The organism is Rhodococcus sp. USK13 (assembly GCF_018343855.1).
Taxonomy (GTDB): domain Bacteria; phylum Actinomycetota; class Actinomycetes; order Mycobacteriales; family Mycobacteriaceae; genus Rhodococcus_F; species Rhodococcus_F oxybenzonivorans.
In genome coordinates this window covers 732,571-747,813 of record NZ_CP069242.1, presented here as the reverse complement: position 1 = coordinate 747,813, position 15,243 = coordinate 732,571, and the positions used below count along the sequence as shown (strand labels likewise).

The window sequence follows — 15,243 nt, the reverse complement described above, 5'->3', positions numbered from 1 at the left end:
GGCGGAGCCGCCTACCGCGGGATGCCGAGCGTGCCCACACCGACGGACACGACCGCGTCCTTGGCGATCTCGGATCCCGGCGGCTGCTGCTGAGTGAGAACCTTCCCGACCATGTCGGGGTCGAGCGTCGACGTCTGCGTCTGGGCCAGTGAGCTCGACGAGCCGCTCCAGCCCGCACTGCGGAGAGTGGCCAGCGCCTGCGACACCGTCTTGCCCGTGAGGTCGGGCATCGCGATGTTGTCGCCGTTCGACACGCGAATCGTGATGGTGTCGCCCTTGGCCGCGGTCGAGCCACCGACGGGATCCGTGGACACCACTTCACCCTTGGGCTGACCGGAGTCGATCTGCTGGATGACCGCGGTGAATCCGGCGCCCTCGATGTTGGCCTGCGCCACCTCGACCTTCTGTCCGGTCACGTCGGGAATCCGAATCTGCTCCGGCCCGCTGCCGAGGGTGATGGCCACCACGGAGTCGAGTGCGATACTCGCCCCCGAAGACGGGTTCTGGTCGATCACCGTGTCGATCTCCGACGGCGACGACGGCGCACGGGCTACCGCTGTATCGAGGCGTAGCCCGACCGCGTTGAGTTCCTGCTGCGCTTCCTGCTGGCTCAGGCCCGCGAGTCGCGGCACCTTCACCTGTTCGGGACCGCTCGACACTTCGAGTGTGATCGTGCTGCCCTCGTCCACCTGGACGCCGCCGACGGGACGGGTGGTGATGACGTTGCCGGTCGCCACGACAGCGTCCGGTTTCTGCTGCCTGGCTACCCGGAAGCCGAGGTTCTGCAGAGTCGTCTCCGCCTCGTCCGCGTTCTGGTTCGTCACATCCGGCATGGTCACCTGGTCGGCCTCCGAGCCCGGTCCGACGGACCACAGGAAGGCGCCGACGATGCCGACGACGATCAGACCGGCCAACGCGAGCAGTGCCATGCGCAGGGCGTTGTTCTTCTTCTCCGGTTCGGCCGGCTCACTCCTCGTGGCGGGACCCGGAACCGGTGCGGGCGGGCGGCGGTAGTGCCCGGCGCCGGTGTCGACGGCACCGAGGATGGTGGTGCGATCTTCGTCGCTCATCACCATCGGCGCGCTGGGACGCTGCCCGCCGAGGACCCGAACCAGGTCGCTGCGCATGTCGGCGGCCGTCTGGTAGCGGTTCGCCGGATTCTTGCTCATCGCCTTGAGGATCACCGAGTCGAGCTCGCGCGGAATGTCCGGGTTGATCTCGGACGGGGTCTGCGGATCCTCCCGCACATGCTGGTACGCCACCGCGACAGGTGAGTCGCCCTTGAACGGCGGCTGCCCGGTCAGGATCTCGAACAGCACGCAGCCGAGCGAGTACACGTCGGAACGGGCATCCACCTGCTCACCGCGGGCCTGCTCCGGCGACAGGTACTGGGCCGTGCCGATCACCGCGGCGGTTTGCGTCATCGGGCTGGAGGCGTCGGAGATCGCGCGGGCGATGCCGAAGTCCATCACCTTCACCGCGCCCGCACGGTTGATCATCACATTGGCGGGCTTCACGTCGCGGTGCACGATGCCGTTGCGATGACTGAAGTCCAGGGCGGCGCACACGTCGGAAATGATCTCCATCGCGCGGCGCGGGGCCATCGGACCCTCGCTGCGGACGATGTCGCGCAACGTGTCGCCGTCCACGTACTCCATCACGATGTACGGCAGCGGCCCCGCTTCGGTTTCGGCCTCACCGGTGTCGTAGACGGCCACGATCGCCGGATGGTTGAGCGCGGCCGCGTTCTGCGCCTCACGGCGGAACCGGAGATAGAACGTGGGGTCGCGGGCAAGGTCGGCGCGCAGCACCTTGATCGCCACGTCGCGGCTGAGGCGAACGTCACGAGCGAGATGGACCTCGGACATGCCACCGAAGCCGAGAATCTCACCCAGCTCGTAGCGTGAGGAGAGGTTACGCGGTGTCGTCATGGCAATCCTTGTGAAGTCGAAGTAGCTGACTCCTCCGACGTGGTCGTCGTGGTCGTCGTCGGTTCGGTGGTGGTGGTCGTGGTGGTCGTGGTCGTCGTCGGTTCGGTGGTGGTCGTCGTCGTTGTGGTGGGCGGTTCCGTCGTCGTGGTCGTCGTCGGCGGTTCCGTGGTGGTCGTGGTGGGCGGTTCGGTGGTGGTCGTCGTCGTGGGACGGGGTGTCGTCGTGATCGTCCGCAACGACGAGGTGACCGCCGGAACCGTCGGATCCTTCGTGTCACCGCCGTCGAACAAGATCATTGCCAGGGCGATGATCGCCGCCAGCAGCAGAATGCCGCCGGCGCCCCAGGCCACCGCCTTCTGACCGTTGGTCAGGCCGCCGCGTTTCCGGTCGTCGTCGTCCGGGTCGGGAACCTGCCCGGTGACCGGGCCCAGGTATGCCGCCTGCGAAGGGGGCATCATCTGGGTGGCCCCCGTCAGAGGAGGAGGCGGCAGCACGCGTGCCGTTCCACCAGCCACCGCGCCGGGCGGCGGAGGACGTCGGCCCGCCCGCACAGCAGCGACCGCGTCCGCGAACTCGCCGCCACTGGAATAACGGACCGTCGGGTCCTTCGCGATGGTGATCTCGATCAATTCACGAATGTTCGGCGGCAGGTCTGCCGGCAGCGGTGCCGGAGCCTCCTGCACGTGCTTCATCGCCACGGTGATCGCGCCGTCCCCGATGAACGGACGCCGCCCCGACAGGGCCTCGTAGCCGACGATGCCGAGCGAATACACGTCACTCGCCGCAGTCGCGTCCTGCCCGAGCGCCTGCTCCGGAGCGATGTACTGGGCGGTGCCCATCACCATGCCGGTCCGGGTGACCGGCGAGTTCTCGACGGCCTTGGCGATACCGAAGTCGGTGATCTTCACCTGACCGGTGGGGGTGATCAGGATGTTGCCCGGCTTCACGTCACGGTGCACGACCCCTGCATCGTGCGCCACCTGCAGTGAACGGCCGGTCTGCTCGAGCATGTCCAGCGCATGGGGGACCGCGAGCCGGCCGACCCGCGCCAGGACGGCATTGAGCGGTTCACCGTTGACGAGTTCCATCACCAGGTATGCGGTCGAATCACCGGTGCTGTCCCGCACCTCGCCGTAGTCGTAGATACCGGCGATTCCGGAATGGTTCAGCTGCGCCGTGGTTCGCGCCTCGAAGCGGAAACGTTCGAGGAATTCGGGGTCCGACGAAAACTCGGACTTGAGGACCTTGACGGCTACGCGCCGGTTGAGCCGGTTGTCCGTCGCCTCCCAGACCTGTCCCATTCCACCCGTCGCGATGAGGCGGATCAGGCGATATCGATTGGCGATCAGCGCGCCGTTGTTCAGTGCCACAATCAGCCCCCTTGTAGTCCGGCTGCGATGACGGCACGGCCGATAGGTGCAGCCACCGAGCCGCCGGTTGCGGCCAGTGCTCGATCTCCGCCGTCCTCGACGATCACCGCGATGGCGACCGTCGGGTTCTGTGCGGGTGCAAAAGCGATGTACCAGGCGTGAGGCGGTGTGTTGCGCGGGTCGGTTCCGTGCTCCGCAGTTCCCGTCTTCGAGGCGATCTGCACTCCGGGGATCTTGCCTGTACCGCTGGTGTTGTTCTCGGAGCCGATCATCAGGTCTGTCAGGGTGGCGGCCACCTGCGGCGACATCGCCTGACCCTCGGACACCGGGTTGGTCGTCGCGAGGTTGGACAGGTCGGGTCCCTGCAGTTCCGAAACCAGCTGCGGCTGCATGCGCACCCCGCCGTTGGCCACGGTAGCGGCGATCATCGCGTTCTGCAGGGGTGTCAGCGCCACGTCGCGCTGGCCGATGCTGCTCTGACCGAGTGCGGCGTCGTCGGGAATCGACCCCACCGTGCTGTCCGCGACCGGGAACGGGACACCCGGCATCTGACCGCCGACGCCGAGCGCCGCAGCCTGATCGGTGAGGGCGTCGGCCCCCGTCTTGATGCCGAGTTCGACGAACGCCGTGTTGCACGACCTGGCGAGTGCCTCACGCAGCGACGCGGTCGGTGCACCTCCGCAGGTGGAACCGTTGTAGTTCTCGAGTGTCGTCGCAGTATCGGGGAGGGTGATCTGCGGCGCTGCCGTCAACTGGTCTTCCGGGGTGGCTCCGGCGCCGAGCGCGGCCGCGGTGACGACCACCTTGAACGTGGAGCCCGGCGGGTAGGTCTGAGAGACGGCCCGATTGAGCAGAGGCTTGCCGGGGTCGGCGTTGAGAGCCTCCCACGCCTGCGTGGTCTCGGTGCCGTCGTGGCTCGCGAGGACGTTCGGGTCGTAACTCGGGGTGCTCACCATCGTCAGGATCCGGCCCGTGCTCGGCTCGATGGCCACGACCGATCCCGTGTAGCCCTTCGACGTCAGTTGGTCGTAGGCGACTTGTTGCATCACCGGATTGATCGTGCTGACGACGTTGCCGCCGCGCGGATCACGCCCCGACACCAGGTCGAAGAACCGGCGGCCGAACAACCGGTTGTCCGAACCGTTCAGTACCGGGTCCTCCGCACGCTCGAGACCCGTACTGCCGTACTGCATGGAGTAGAAGCCGGTGACGGGTGCGTTGGCCAGCGGGCTCGACGGCGCAGCCGGGTTCGGCGGGTAGGTCCGCAGGTACTTGTAGCGGTCCTCGGTGGGCACGGACGCCGCGAGTACCTGTCCCGCGGCGGAGATCTGACCGCGCTGGCGGGAGTACTCGTCGAGGAGGACGCGCGAGTTCCGCGGATCGGCTCGAAGGTCGTCCGCCTTGATGACCTGTACATAGGTGGCGTTGGCGAGGAGGGCGACCACCATGACCATGACAGCGATCGCGACGCGGCGCAGTGGTGTGTTCATGTGCGCGGCACCATTTCGGTGGGAGCGTCGGCGATGGGGGTGGGACCCTTCTTCTTCGGGACGGCCGGCTCGCGGGCGGCGTCCGAAATCTTGATCAGAATGGCGAGCAAAAGGTAGTTGGCCAGCAGCGACGACCCACCGTACGACATGAACGGCGTGGTCAGCCCGGTGAGGGGAATCAACTTGGTGACGCCGCCGACGACGACGAACACCTGCACGGCGATGGTGAACGACAGTCCGGCCGCGAGGAGCTTGCCGAAGCTGTCTCGTACTGCGAGCGCGGTGCGCAGGCCGCGGATGACGAGGATCAGGAACAGCATCAGTACGGCGGCGAGGCCGATCAGACCAAGTTCCTCGCCGATCGTGGCCACGATGAAGTCGGTCTTCGCGAACGGCACCTGCGCCGGCCGGCCGCTGCCGAGTCCGGTTCCGGCGACACCACCGGTCGCGAGCCCGAACAAGGACTGCGAGATTTGGTATCCGGTGTTGTTGTAGTCGGCCAGCGGGTCGAGCCACGTACTGACGCGGACCCGTACGTGACCGAACAGGTGATAGGCGAAGAAGAAACCGATCGCGAGGAGGCCACCGCCGATGAGTAGCCAGCCGACGCGTTCGGTGGCGATGTACAGCATCACCAGAACGGTGCTGAACAACAGCAGTGACGTGCCGAGGTCCTTTTCGAACACCAGCACGCCCACCGACACCATCCAGGCGAGGAGGATCGGGCCGAGGTCACGGGCGCGGGGCAGATCCATCCCGAAGATGTGCTTGCCGGCCGTGGTGAACAGGTCACGCTTCGCGACCAGGACGGACGCGAAGAAGATGATCAGCAGAATTTTGGCGAACTCGCCGGGCTGAATGCTGAAGCCGGGAAGCCGGATCCAGATTTTTGCGCCGTTCACCTCGGAGAAGCTCGACGGAAGGATGGCGGGAATGGCAAGGAAGACCAGCCCCGCGAGACCCAGCGTGTAGCTGTAGCGGGCGAGCAGGCGATAGTCCTTCAGCAACACCAGGACAGCGACGAAACCCGCGATGGCCAGCGTCGTCCACAGCACCTGCTGGTTGGCGTCAGGCGAGGGGACGGGCAGCCCGAAGTACTGGGCCGACTGTGCGTCGGCCAGATCGAGGCGGTGAATCAACACCAGCCCGAGGCCGTTGAGTAGCGCGACGATGGGAAGGATCAGCGGGTCGGCATACGGCGCGAACCGCCGGACCGCGAGGTGCGCGATCAGAAACAGTGCTGCGTACGCTGCCCCGTACTTTCCGAGATCCCAGGTGATGCTCTGTTCCTGACTGGCCTCGACCAACACCAGTGACAGAGTCGTGATCAGAATCGCGAGACCGATGAGGATCAGCTCGGTGTTGCGACGCGTCGATTGGACGGGGGCTGGTGCGAACCCGCCCGGTGGACTGGGAAACTGCGCCCCCGGTGAAGCACTTGCGACGGACATCAGCTAGCCGTCCTGCAGTTCTGACCGGGGACCTGGGTCGTGGTCGGTGTCGGGGTCGGTGGTACAGCCGTCTCGGGAGTGGCCGGCGGAGCAGGTGTGGTCGCCGGGGGAGGCTCCGGAGTGGGTGACGGCACCGGAACCGGGGTAGTGGTGGTGATGGCCGGCTGCGATTCGCAGACGGGCAGGAGATCGTTGTCGGCCAGCCGTGCCATCTGGTTCCGGACGTCGTCGAGCTTGCCCGACGGCAAACCGGCGCGGACCTGTTCGCGGGCCGACGGCTGCAGGTCGTCGACCTGGAGAATTGTGCACCCGTTCGGGGAGTCGGTGGGCGACATCAGCGTGAGCGAACCGGTGTCGGTGACACAGCCGACGAGGTTGGCCTCCTGGAGCGAGTAACCCAGCACCGAACCCGGGACACCACGCAGCACGGTCACACGTTCGCCGTCGGCGCCGACGTAGTAGTTGTTGCGGATCAGAGCCCGCCCTACGAAGGCAGCGACGGCGACTACGACGATGAGACCGAGCGCCAAAGCCGCCCACCACATGCGGTGGCGCGTCTTCTTCGTCGGCGCCTCCTCGACCTGCGGGACGACGCGTTTGGGCGTCGCGCGCGGCGGCCGCATCGCTGCGGCACGGCCTGCGGCGGTGTTCGGCGGCGGGGCGTCATCGTCATCGTCGGCGGATGCCGCCCCAGCCACGATCGGGTGGCTCTGCCCGTAGTCGAGGTCGATGACGTCGGCGACCACGACCGTCACGTTGTCGGGACCACCGCTGCGCAACGCGAGTTCGATGAGCCGGTCGGCGCATTCGTCCTGGCTGCCCTCACGCATCGTGTTCTCGATGGTCTCGTCACTCACCACATCCGAAAGCCCGTCGGAGCACAGCAGATAACGGTCGCCGGCGCGGGCCTCCCGGACCGTGAGGGTGGGCTCGATCTCGTTGCCGGTGAGCGCCCGCATGATGAGGGAACGCTGCGGATGGGTGTGCGCCTGTTCCGCCGTGATCCGTCCCTCGTCGACGAGGGACTGCACGAACGTGTCGTCGCGCGTGATCTGCGTCAGGGTGTTGTCGCGCAGAAGGTAGGCACGGGAGTCGCCGATGTGGACCAGTCCGAGTTTGCTCCCGGAGAAGAGGATCGCGGTGAGCGTGGTGCCCATGCCGTCGAGCTCCGGATCCTCCTCGACGTGGTCGGCGATGGAGTCGTTGCCCTCACGCGTGGCCGCCTCGAGCTTGCCCAGAAGGTCTTCGCCCGGCTCGTCGTCGTCGAGGTGCGCGAGCGCGGCAATCATCAACTGGGACGCGACCTCACCTGCCGCATGACCACCCATACCGTCCGCCAGCGCCAGCAGTCGAGCACCGGCGTAGACAGAGTCTTCGTTGTTGGATCGGACGAGGCCACGGTCGCTGCGGGCGGCATAGCGGAGTACGAGGGTCACGGGCGCAACTCGATTACCGTCTTGCCGACGCGTACGGGAGTACCGAGCGGCACGCGGACAGATGTGGTGACCTTGGCGCGGTCGAGGTAGGTGCCGTTGGTGGAGCCGAGGTCTTCGACGTACCAGTCGGCCCCCCGCGGAGAGAGCCGGGCGTGCCGGGTGGACGCGTAGTCGTCGGTGAGTACGAGGGTGGAGTCGTCGGCCCGCCCGATCAGAACCGGCTGGGTACCCAAGGTGATGCGAGTGCCCGCCAGGCCACCCTGCGTGACCACGAGATACTTGGCCGTCTTCGTCTTACCCAGAGAAGGGAGAACGTTGCCGGTGCGCGAGTACCTGGGGGGAACCCGGACGCCGGACCCTGCGTAGATGTCACCCCGGAGCGCTCTGAGTACAGACCACACAAAGAGCCACAGCAGAAGCAGAAAGCCTGCTCGCGTGAGTTGCAAAATCAAACCTTGCACGGCAGTCCACCTCCTTCTGTTGCCGAAACGGTCGAGTCTCCGGCGTCTTTTTCTCGCAGCATCATAGGGGCAATCCGCACCCTGCGATCAGGATACGGACAGCCCCCAACGATACGGAGTCGCCACCGTGTTACCTCCGACACGGCCTCCGACGGGGTGTCGGTCGAGCATCGAACGCGTCTCGAAAGGGTCTCGGCACGCGGTCCGGATAAGTTGTGTCGGCTTCGCCTCGGGTCGCTTGGTCGGCTTCGCCTCAGGTCGCTTGGTCGGCTTCGCCTCGAGGTCTCCGGTCGGCTGCGCCTCAGGTCGGTTGGTCGGCTGCGCCTCAGAGGATTCGAACCAGGATCTCCGAGTGCCCCGCCCGGATGATGTCGCCGTCGGCGAGCTGCCAATCCTGCACCGGCGCACCGTTGACCGTGGTCCCGTTGGTGGATCCCAGGTCGGACAGCATCGCGACCTGACCGTCCCAGCGGATGTCGATATGGCGACGCGACACCCCGGTGTCGGGCAGACGGAACTGTGCCTCCTGGCCGCGACCGATGATGTTGTTGCCTTCGCGCAGCTGGAAGTGGCGTCCACTGCCGTCTTCGAGTTGCAGCGTGGCGGTGTACGTGTGCCCCTCGGGCGGGTAGGCCTGCTGGTTGTAGCCACCCTGGTCGTAGTCCGAGTAGCCCTGGTCGTACGTCTGCTGGTCGTAGCCACCCTGCTGGTAGCCCCCACGGTCGTACGCCTGCGGCTGCTGGTAGCCGGCTTCGGCGTAGGTGCCATCCGGGTAGCGCGCGGGAGCGCCCTGGTCGTAGCCACCCCGGTAGTCCTGGGCGTATCCGGCCTCGCGGTAGTCGTAGCCGTCGTCGGCGGGCTGCTCGTAGCCGGGCGCCTGCGGTGCCTGCTCGTAAGCCTGGCCGTAGGCCTGCTGATCCTGCGGGTACCCCCCACCACGCGGCGCCTCGGGGTAAGGCTGCTGTTGGTCGTAGCTGCCCTGCGGGTATCCGCCCCGGTCGTAACCGTTCTGGTAACCAGGCGGGTATCCCTGGTCCTGGCCCGCATGGGCGTGACCGTTGCGCGCGTACTGCGGATCGGGCTTACGGTTGCCCGCTGGTTCGCGGCTGGGGTCGTAGCCTGAGTTCTGCGTCATGGGGCCAGCTCCTGGATTCGACGTGACGGGTACAAACGGTGCCTGTGGTCGCGGTGCGGGACCGCGCGGCGGTTCGGGTCGCCCCGGTGGGGTCGCGCCCGGGCGACCCGCATCCGGATCCACCGAACCCCGGGTGCGGAACTGCCCGGTGTGCAGTGAAGGCGATGGTTCGAACGCGACATGAATGGGACCATACGTCTGCCAGCCCTGGTCGCGAATGAAGTCTTCGAGGTGACGAGAGAAGGCTTTGACCGTCAGGTCTCTGTCGGCGGCAAGGCCTTCGTGGTCCGAGTTGTTGATGGCGATGACGTAGCTGTTCGGAGCAAGCAGGTGGCCGCCCTCGAGCTCCTGGATACGATCGGCGGCCTCCTGCTGAAGTGCCGCCTCCACTTCCTGCGGCACCACGCCGCCGCCGAAGACCCGTGCGAACGCGTCACCCACTGCTCCCTGGAGCTTCCGCTCGAAACGTTGCACTATCCCCATCGGAACCTCCTTACAGTGTCTCGCTCGTCGGCCTGCGACATGTTCGGCGCGGTGTCGGTCGTGCCGTGACCCCGTTCGTGTCGCGACACTTCCATGCGTATATCCCACGGTACTGTCACTGCATCGAGCCGCGACACGGGTCTACGCACTAGCATGATATCGGTCTTTGTCCGGACGAGGGTTTTTGTGGGCATTTCCGGGCTTGATCAGCACGAATCGCGATTTCCGATGGCCTCGTGATAATGTTCTCCAGTCGCTCGGGCGAGTGGCGGAATGGCAGACGCGCTGGCTTCAGGTGCCAGTGTCCTTCGGGACGTGGGGGTTCAAGTCCCCCTTCGCCCACCACAGCGGTTTTCGGACCGCGACAACGAAGCCACGAACTTAAACGAGTTCGTGGCTTTCGTCGTTCCCGGCGGAAAGTCGATCCCGTCCGCAGCCGGTTCTGCGCCGAATACCTGACGAGAGGGACCCGATCGGCGGGTTCCGTCCCCGCTCAGCAGCGCAGCGGGTAACTGAAGGCTGAGGCGCACGAATTCGCCGGCCTCTGCGCCGCCGGATTCGTCGAAGGTGGGTCGAATCATGAACAAAGCGCTCCGGGTTGCCGGTGCTACACATGTCGTCGAGTACATTCGGTCCGTTGCTGCGACGGTGGAAGCGGACACGGTCGAGTGGTGGCAGATACCCGCCTTCGACGCGGTCCTGACACTGTCCTCGGAAATCCCCTGCTACCCGGGACGGAAGGTCGTTCTGGCCTGGAACCGCCACTTCGGGTGGTCGGTCGGAGTACGCGGACTCACGAACGGGAACGTGGTGATCATCGAGGGCCTCGGGATCGGACGGGTGCCGGAGGCCACCCGATGTGCCGACCGCGTCGTCGAAGCGGTCGCCGATCTCGGTGAGTGGGTGCCCGGGGCGTCCAGGGGGCCTGCGGTCGGCGATCTGCGTCTGCGGGCGCTCCGAGAACTTCACCACGGAGTCCAGCCTGCACCGAGAGTCGTGCGGGGAGTCTTCGGGGAATAGTCCGGGTCGGACCCACTGCCTAGCATGAGCGCATGTACTCGGAGCGGAGCTCTACCTTCGCCGGCGCCGTGGTGTGGGAAAAGACCGCAGCGGACGGTGACGGCGCGATTCTCCCCGACGGATGCATGGATCTCATCTGGATGAACGGCGACGTCGTCGTGGCGGGTCCGGATTCTCGTCCCTACATTGCCCGCACTCGCCCCGGCGATCACCTCGTGGGACTGCGATGTGCGCCCGGCACCCTGCCGGCGTTGCTCGGGACACCGGCGGAGGCTTTGGCGAACGCGCGGGTGCCGCTCGCCGACGTGCTCTACGACGACGACACCGCCCGGCTTCTGTCTTCGATCGCCGAGCACGGTGACCCCGCCACCCAACTCGAGAAGTTCGCCGCCCGTCGCCGGCTGATTGCGAGGCCGGACCGCAGAATCGCGGTGACCGTGAGCCTGCTTGCACGTCAATGCCCCGTCCGGGAGGTGGCGGATCGTGTCGGTATGAGCGAACGCCAACTGCACCGGCTGTGTCGACGGGAGTTCGGATACGGGCCGAAGGTGCTGGCGCGAATTCTCCGGCTGCAGCGGGCCATGGAGTTGGTGGGGTCTATGTCTGCCGCGGAGGCGGCAAGCTTGGCGGGGTTCGCCGACCAAGCTCACTTGATCCGCGAGTCGAACGAGTTGACCGGCCGCTCCTTCGGCCGATTGGTCACGTCGTCGTGAGTGGCGCGAACAGGTCGACCGGATTGCCGTCCGGGTCGTCGATCGTGGCGTAACGCTGACCCCAGGGCGCGTCCCAAGGGGCATGTCTCTCGCGGTAGCCGGCGTCGGTCAGATCAGTGAATACCTTGTCCACGACATCCGGACTACCGCAATCGAACCCGAGTGCCACCCGATGTCCACCCTGAGGCGTCGTCCAGTCCGGCTCGAACGACCGGATGGTCTCGACGGTGTCCCACAGCAGTCGTATTCCGCCGGGAAGTTCGAACTCGACATGTGGCGCCTCCTCAGACCCGGCCGGGATGTCGAGGCCGATGCGGCGGTAGAACGCCAGTGATGCGGCGAGGTCGTGAACCACCAGTTCGATGGCGGTAAAAGTAGGAATCGTCATGCCGTAAAGCTAGCTTCGGACGACGTCGTGGAAATAGAAGATTTCAGACATCGACGCCGACGCTCCCGTCCGATTCCTTCAATCAGGTTCGCGGAACATCGGGGATGCTGGAGCCATGACCCGCGAATCCACCCATGTCAGTGTGTTCATCGCTCGCAGTGCCGCCGACGTCTACGCCTATGCGAGCGACCCAGCCAATCTGCCGGCCTGGGCGGCCGGTTTGAGCAGCAGCATTGCCCGCGAGGGCGATCACTGGGTCGCCGACTCGCCGATGGGGCAGGTGTTCGTCGCCTTCGCGCCCCCCAACGACTTCGGAGTGCTCGACCACCACGTCACCCTCCCGGACGGAGACACCGTCTACAACCCGGTTCGCGTCATCCCCGACGGCGAACACAGCGAAGTCGTCTTCACCCTCCGACGAAGAGAAGGGATGGGGGTCGACGAGTTCACTGCCGACGCCTCGGCCGTCACCGCGGACCTGCAGCGGTTGAAGGAGTTGCTGGAGCGGTGAACTGGCGTTCTGTCGCCGACGTGTTCCGCAACGATCCAGACACCGGCTGCTACGGCGTCGGAACGGGATGGGAAGGACCACAGCACTACCTCGGCGAGTACCTGCGAGGAGTCCTACCCGACCGCCCCAGCACCGAGTGGTACACCTTCGACGAAGCCGAGGAGTTGCGTCTCGCCAACCACCGCGGCAGGGAATGGGCCAAAATCGAGGCACAGCACGCGGGCGGCACCGAGAGCGAGTGACTTGATGGCGCTGGGCTTCGGGGCGACGGGGGCAAACTCACCAGGTGCCTGTTTGCGCACCAATTAGTCTTTTGCACAGGCAATTCGGTGCGCAAATGGCGAATCCGTGCGCATCTGTGGAATCAGTGGATTACTCCGACACCGGCGCGGGCACCGGTTCGCGGGGCCCGTCGGCGACGGCCGAGGCGATGTCGAGGAGCCGTTCGTAGGCCGCGCGGGTGTCGGCGGCGAGGTGATCGTGGCTGATGACGACCCCCATGCCGAGGTGCTCGTCGTACGGGATGGTCTCCACACCCCACACCTGCCCGCCGAGGTAGTCGCGCAGCAGATCGACGTCCACTTGCCATCCGGTGTTGTCCTGATTCGACACGGTGACGACTGTCCGGGACAGACCGGGTTCACCGAGTGTGTCGCCGATCGACTGCAGTGCGGCGCGTAGTCGGTTGAACGCGTCGGCACGGCAGGGCACGACGAGGATGATCGGAGTCGGTGCGGCCAGCAACGGTGACAGGTAGGAAGCGCGCAATCGGTGGCCCAGGTCGTACACGGAGCTCGCCCCGCGCGCGTGGAGAGCTTCTGCGAGCAAGGACATTTCGCTGTCGGTGGCCGTCTGAGTGCCGAGCCGATTCAGGATCCGGGCGTCCACGGTTGTGCGCGAGCAATACCCGTCGAAGATGTCGTCCGGGACGGCTCCGGACGCTGCCACTGTCACCACGTGTTCGAGCCCGCTCACGGAGAGCACGGCGTCGGCGCCGCGCTCGGCGATGTCACCACCCGCCGGAGTTGCGTCGACTGCGACCACTGCATTCCCGTGTACCGCCGCGGTGTTGGCGAGTCCGAGGGCCGTCGTGGTGGCGCCCGCGCCTCCGCACGCGCCGAGGACGAGCGTGGAAGATGTTGTGCTCCAGCAGGTTCGGTATGTCACTGAGCGTCTCCAATGGATGTGATGTAGGTGCGGCCGTCACGGTCGGTGGTGGTTACGACCTGCCGATACTGGTGGGTCGACCCGTCCGGTCGCTGCTCGGTGAGGGTGACGGCATAGCGCCCGGGTTCGATGGGGCTGATCGTGAGGCAATGTTCGGTGCCCTCCGGCAACGAGTCGATGCCCCGCTGAATCGTCTCGGCCGACCCCATCGGGGCATCGGCGGTGACCACGTCGCGGGCCTTCGCTCCACTTCGCTCCACGTAGTAGGCGTGGTCGAAAGCCAGAATCACTTCGGTGCCGTCCGCCGTACCGCCGGGACCGTTGCCGGTGACCGCGCCGTCGTTCCGGGATTCGACGCACCAGTCCGGATCCACGTCCGCGACGGGACTCCCGGTCTCGTTCGAGGATCCGAAACTCGAAACGATTACGACACCGACGATTACTGCTCCCAGGGCCGCAGCGGCGCCGGCGAGAGCGAGTCTCTGTTTTCCGCGCCCGCCGCGAACGACAGGCGTGGTGTCATGCTGGTCGCTCGGCGCCAGCCAGGTGGGGACAGGCGGCGGAAGCTCGAGCTGTGAATCCCGGACTACTTCGGTCGAGTCCGCAGCACTCGTAGATGCAGTACGCAAAGACGCGGGGGTAGGTGTGAAGGGCGGGAACCAATGTGCGAAGCGATCGCGGGTAGCGCTGTCGTCGTTCCTGCCGGGCGGTTCTGTCACAGGTGAATCCTCCACACCTCATTCCGCCGGGCGGAGCCGGCCCTGTAGCCGGCGCCGCCCGGAAGATCACCGATCAGACGTGCAGCGTTGCCTGGCTGCGCACGTTGACGCCACCGATCGTGACGGCGCTCGGCCCGCTGTCCGTCGACTGCAGCTGCGGTAGCTGCGGTGCCGGCAGGGCGGCGACCGCGTCGACGAGCGAGCCGAAGGCCGGGTACCGGTCTGCTGCATCCGAGATGGCGGCGGCGATCGGTGTGACGTCGACCGGCGCCGACCAGTTGATCGGGTGCTCGGCCTGGGAATCCGCGACGAACGCCGACACGGCGGCGGCGGTGGGGGAGGAGGGGTCGATCGCGATGCCCGCGGTGCCGGTGGCGTCACCGATGCGCCAGCCGACGGTGCCGGCATATCCCTCGGGGTTGCCGTACTGGCGACCGTTGACAGCAACCGGAAGGGCACCGATCAGGGTGTCGGCGGCGGCGTTCACCTCGACTACCGGCTTGGGCACGGGAAGGGTGGGGGCGACGGGCGCCTGGTTGGTTTTCGGCATGTCGTCCGGATCGATCCACACCGCAGCGGGCTGGGCGGGGGCAGCCTCGACTGCGCCCGGGGCGGCGGGCGGCGGGGTGTCACCGCTCGGTGCCGGGCCGGGGGTGGCCGCGTCGCCTCCGGGTACGGCCAGGGGTGCCTGCGGGGGAGCGGGTGTCGTCGGGGCTGCGGGGCCGGTGACGCCAGGCTGTGACGTCGTAGGCGGCGTCGCCGGATTCGTCACTCCCGGCTGGGACGTGCTGGGTGGCGTCGACCGGTCGGTGACGCCGGGCTGTGACGTCGACGGGGCGGTGTTCGGAGCGGCGTGTGCGGTCGCGGCGCCGAGCACTGCTGCAGCGGATACCGACAGTGCGGCTGCCACTGCGTGCATGCGGATCTTCACGTGGTTACTCCTGATGTCGAGTGAAAGTGGATGCAGG

The 15,243-nt window shown here is 66.6% G+C and carries 15 protein-coding genes and 1 tRNA gene; 5 read left to right on the top strand and 11 right to left on the bottom strand.

The window, feature by feature from the left end:
- Positions 1-11: 11 nt before the first annotated feature.
- The 7 genes from pknB to JQT59_RS06195 all read right to left on the bottom strand — a co-directional run bounded on the left by pknB (position 12) and on the right by JQT59_RS06195 (position 9,757).
- Positions 12-1,931 carry a Stk1 family PASTA domain-containing Ser/Thr kinase gene (gene pknB, locus JQT59_RS06225; protein WP_109325350.1) on the bottom strand — a complete coding sequence of 640 codons (1,920 nt, stop codon included), beginning with the start codon at positions 1,929-1,931 and terminating at the stop codon, positions 12-14.
- Positions 1,928-3,301 carry a serine/threonine-protein kinase gene (locus tag JQT59_RS06220; RefSeq protein WP_213575395.1) on the bottom strand — a complete coding sequence of 458 codons (1,374 nt, stop codon included), beginning with the start codon at positions 3,299-3,301 and terminating at the stop codon, positions 1,928-1,930. Before JQT59_RS06220 ends, pknB begins: the two co-directional genes overlap by 4 nt.
- A gap of 2 nt (positions 3,302-3,303) precedes the next feature.
- Entirely contained in the window at positions 3,304-4,791 is a 1,488-nt protein-coding gene (locus JQT59_RS06215; protein WP_109325352.1) for a penicillin-binding transpeptidase domain-containing protein, read from the bottom strand.
- On the bottom strand, positions 4,788-6,242 hold the full coding sequence (locus tag JQT59_RS06210; protein WP_213575394.1) for an FtsW/RodA/SpoVE family cell cycle protein: 1,455 nt from the start codon (positions 6,240-6,242) through the stop codon (positions 4,788-4,790). The genes JQT59_RS06215 and JQT59_RS06210 overlap by 4 nt, the downstream gene beginning before the upstream one ends.
- The gene (locus JQT59_RS06205; RefSeq protein WP_213575393.1) at positions 6,242-7,678 is read right to left on the bottom strand and encodes a PP2C family protein-serine/threonine phosphatase; all 1,437 of its coding nucleotides are present in this window, start codon (positions 7,676-7,678) and stop codon (positions 6,242-6,244) included. The genes JQT59_RS06210 and JQT59_RS06205 overlap by 1 nt, the downstream gene beginning before the upstream one ends.
- Complete coding sequence (locus JQT59_RS06200; protein WP_109325356.1) at positions 7,675-8,139, bottom strand: FHA domain-containing protein FhaB/FipA; 465 nt, start codon at positions 8,137-8,139, stop codon at positions 7,675-7,677. The genes JQT59_RS06205 and JQT59_RS06200 overlap by 4 nt, the downstream gene beginning before the upstream one ends.
- Before the next feature lie 325 nt (positions 8,140-8,464).
- The gene (locus JQT59_RS06195) at positions 8,465-9,757 is read right to left on the bottom strand and encodes an FHA domain-containing protein (RefSeq protein ID WP_213575392.1); all 1,293 of its coding nucleotides are present in this window, start codon (positions 9,755-9,757) and stop codon (positions 8,465-8,467) included.
- Between the two features lie 259 nt (positions 9,758-10,016).
- On the opposite strand from JQT59_RS06195, the gene JQT59_RS06190 reads away from it, so the two are divergent.
- The 3 genes from JQT59_RS06190 to JQT59_RS06180 all read left to right on the top strand — a co-directional run bounded on the left by JQT59_RS06190 (position 10,017) and on the right by JQT59_RS06180 (position 11,490).
- Positions 10,017-10,102: transfer RNA gene (locus tag JQT59_RS06190), tRNA-Leu, on the top strand.
- Between the two features lie 234 nt (positions 10,103-10,336).
- A complete protein-coding gene (locus JQT59_RS06185; protein WP_249354175.1) occupies positions 10,337-10,777 on the top strand; it encodes a DUF6292 family protein in 441 nt (146 codons plus the stop codon).
- Positions 10,778-10,809: 32 nt separating this feature from the next.
- Positions 10,810-11,490: a helix-turn-helix transcriptional regulator gene (locus JQT59_RS06180; protein WP_213575391.1), complete on the top strand. Its 681-nt coding sequence runs from the start codon at positions 10,810-10,812 to the stop codon at positions 11,488-11,490.
- Here the strand turns inward: JQT59_RS06180 and JQT59_RS06175 are convergent.
- Positions 11,477-11,878: a VOC family protein gene (locus JQT59_RS06175; protein WP_213575390.1), complete on the bottom strand. Its 402-nt coding sequence runs from the start codon at positions 11,876-11,878 to the stop codon at positions 11,477-11,479. The genes JQT59_RS06180 and JQT59_RS06175 overlap by 14 nt on opposite strands.
- A 115-nt stretch (positions 11,879-11,993) precedes the next feature.
- Here JQT59_RS06175 and JQT59_RS06170 point away from each other — a divergent pair, with 115 nt between their 5' ends.
- Positions 11,994-12,389, top strand: coding sequence for an SRPBCC family protein (locus JQT59_RS06170; RefSeq protein ID WP_213575389.1), 396 nt, complete (start codon positions 11,994-11,996; stop codon positions 12,387-12,389).
- On the top strand, positions 12,386-12,631 hold the full coding sequence (locus JQT59_RS06165) for a hypothetical protein (RefSeq protein ID WP_249354174.1): 246 nt from the start codon (positions 12,386-12,388) through the stop codon (positions 12,629-12,631). Before JQT59_RS06170 ends, JQT59_RS06165 begins: the two co-directional genes overlap by 4 nt.
- Before the next feature lie 130 nt (positions 12,632-12,761).
- On the opposite strand, the gene JQT59_RS06160 is transcribed toward JQT59_RS06165, so the two are convergent.
- From JQT59_RS06160 to JQT59_RS06150, 3 genes are all read right to left on the bottom strand, one after another.
- The gene (locus JQT59_RS06160; protein WP_213575388.1) at positions 12,762-13,556 is read right to left on the bottom strand and encodes a hypothetical protein; all 795 of its coding nucleotides are present in this window, start codon (positions 13,554-13,556) and stop codon (positions 12,762-12,764) included.
- Positions 13,553-14,275: a DUF8176 domain-containing protein gene (locus tag JQT59_RS06155; RefSeq protein ID WP_249354173.1), complete on the bottom strand. Its 723-nt coding sequence runs from the start codon at positions 14,273-14,275 to the stop codon at positions 13,553-13,555. The genes JQT59_RS06160 and JQT59_RS06155 overlap by 4 nt, the downstream gene beginning before the upstream one ends.
- Before the next feature lie 73 nt (positions 14,276-14,348).
- Entirely contained in the window at positions 14,349-15,206 is an 858-nt protein-coding gene (locus tag JQT59_RS06150) for a glycoprotein (RefSeq protein ID WP_249354170.1), read from the bottom strand.
- Positions 15,207-15,243: the final 37 nt, after the last annotated feature.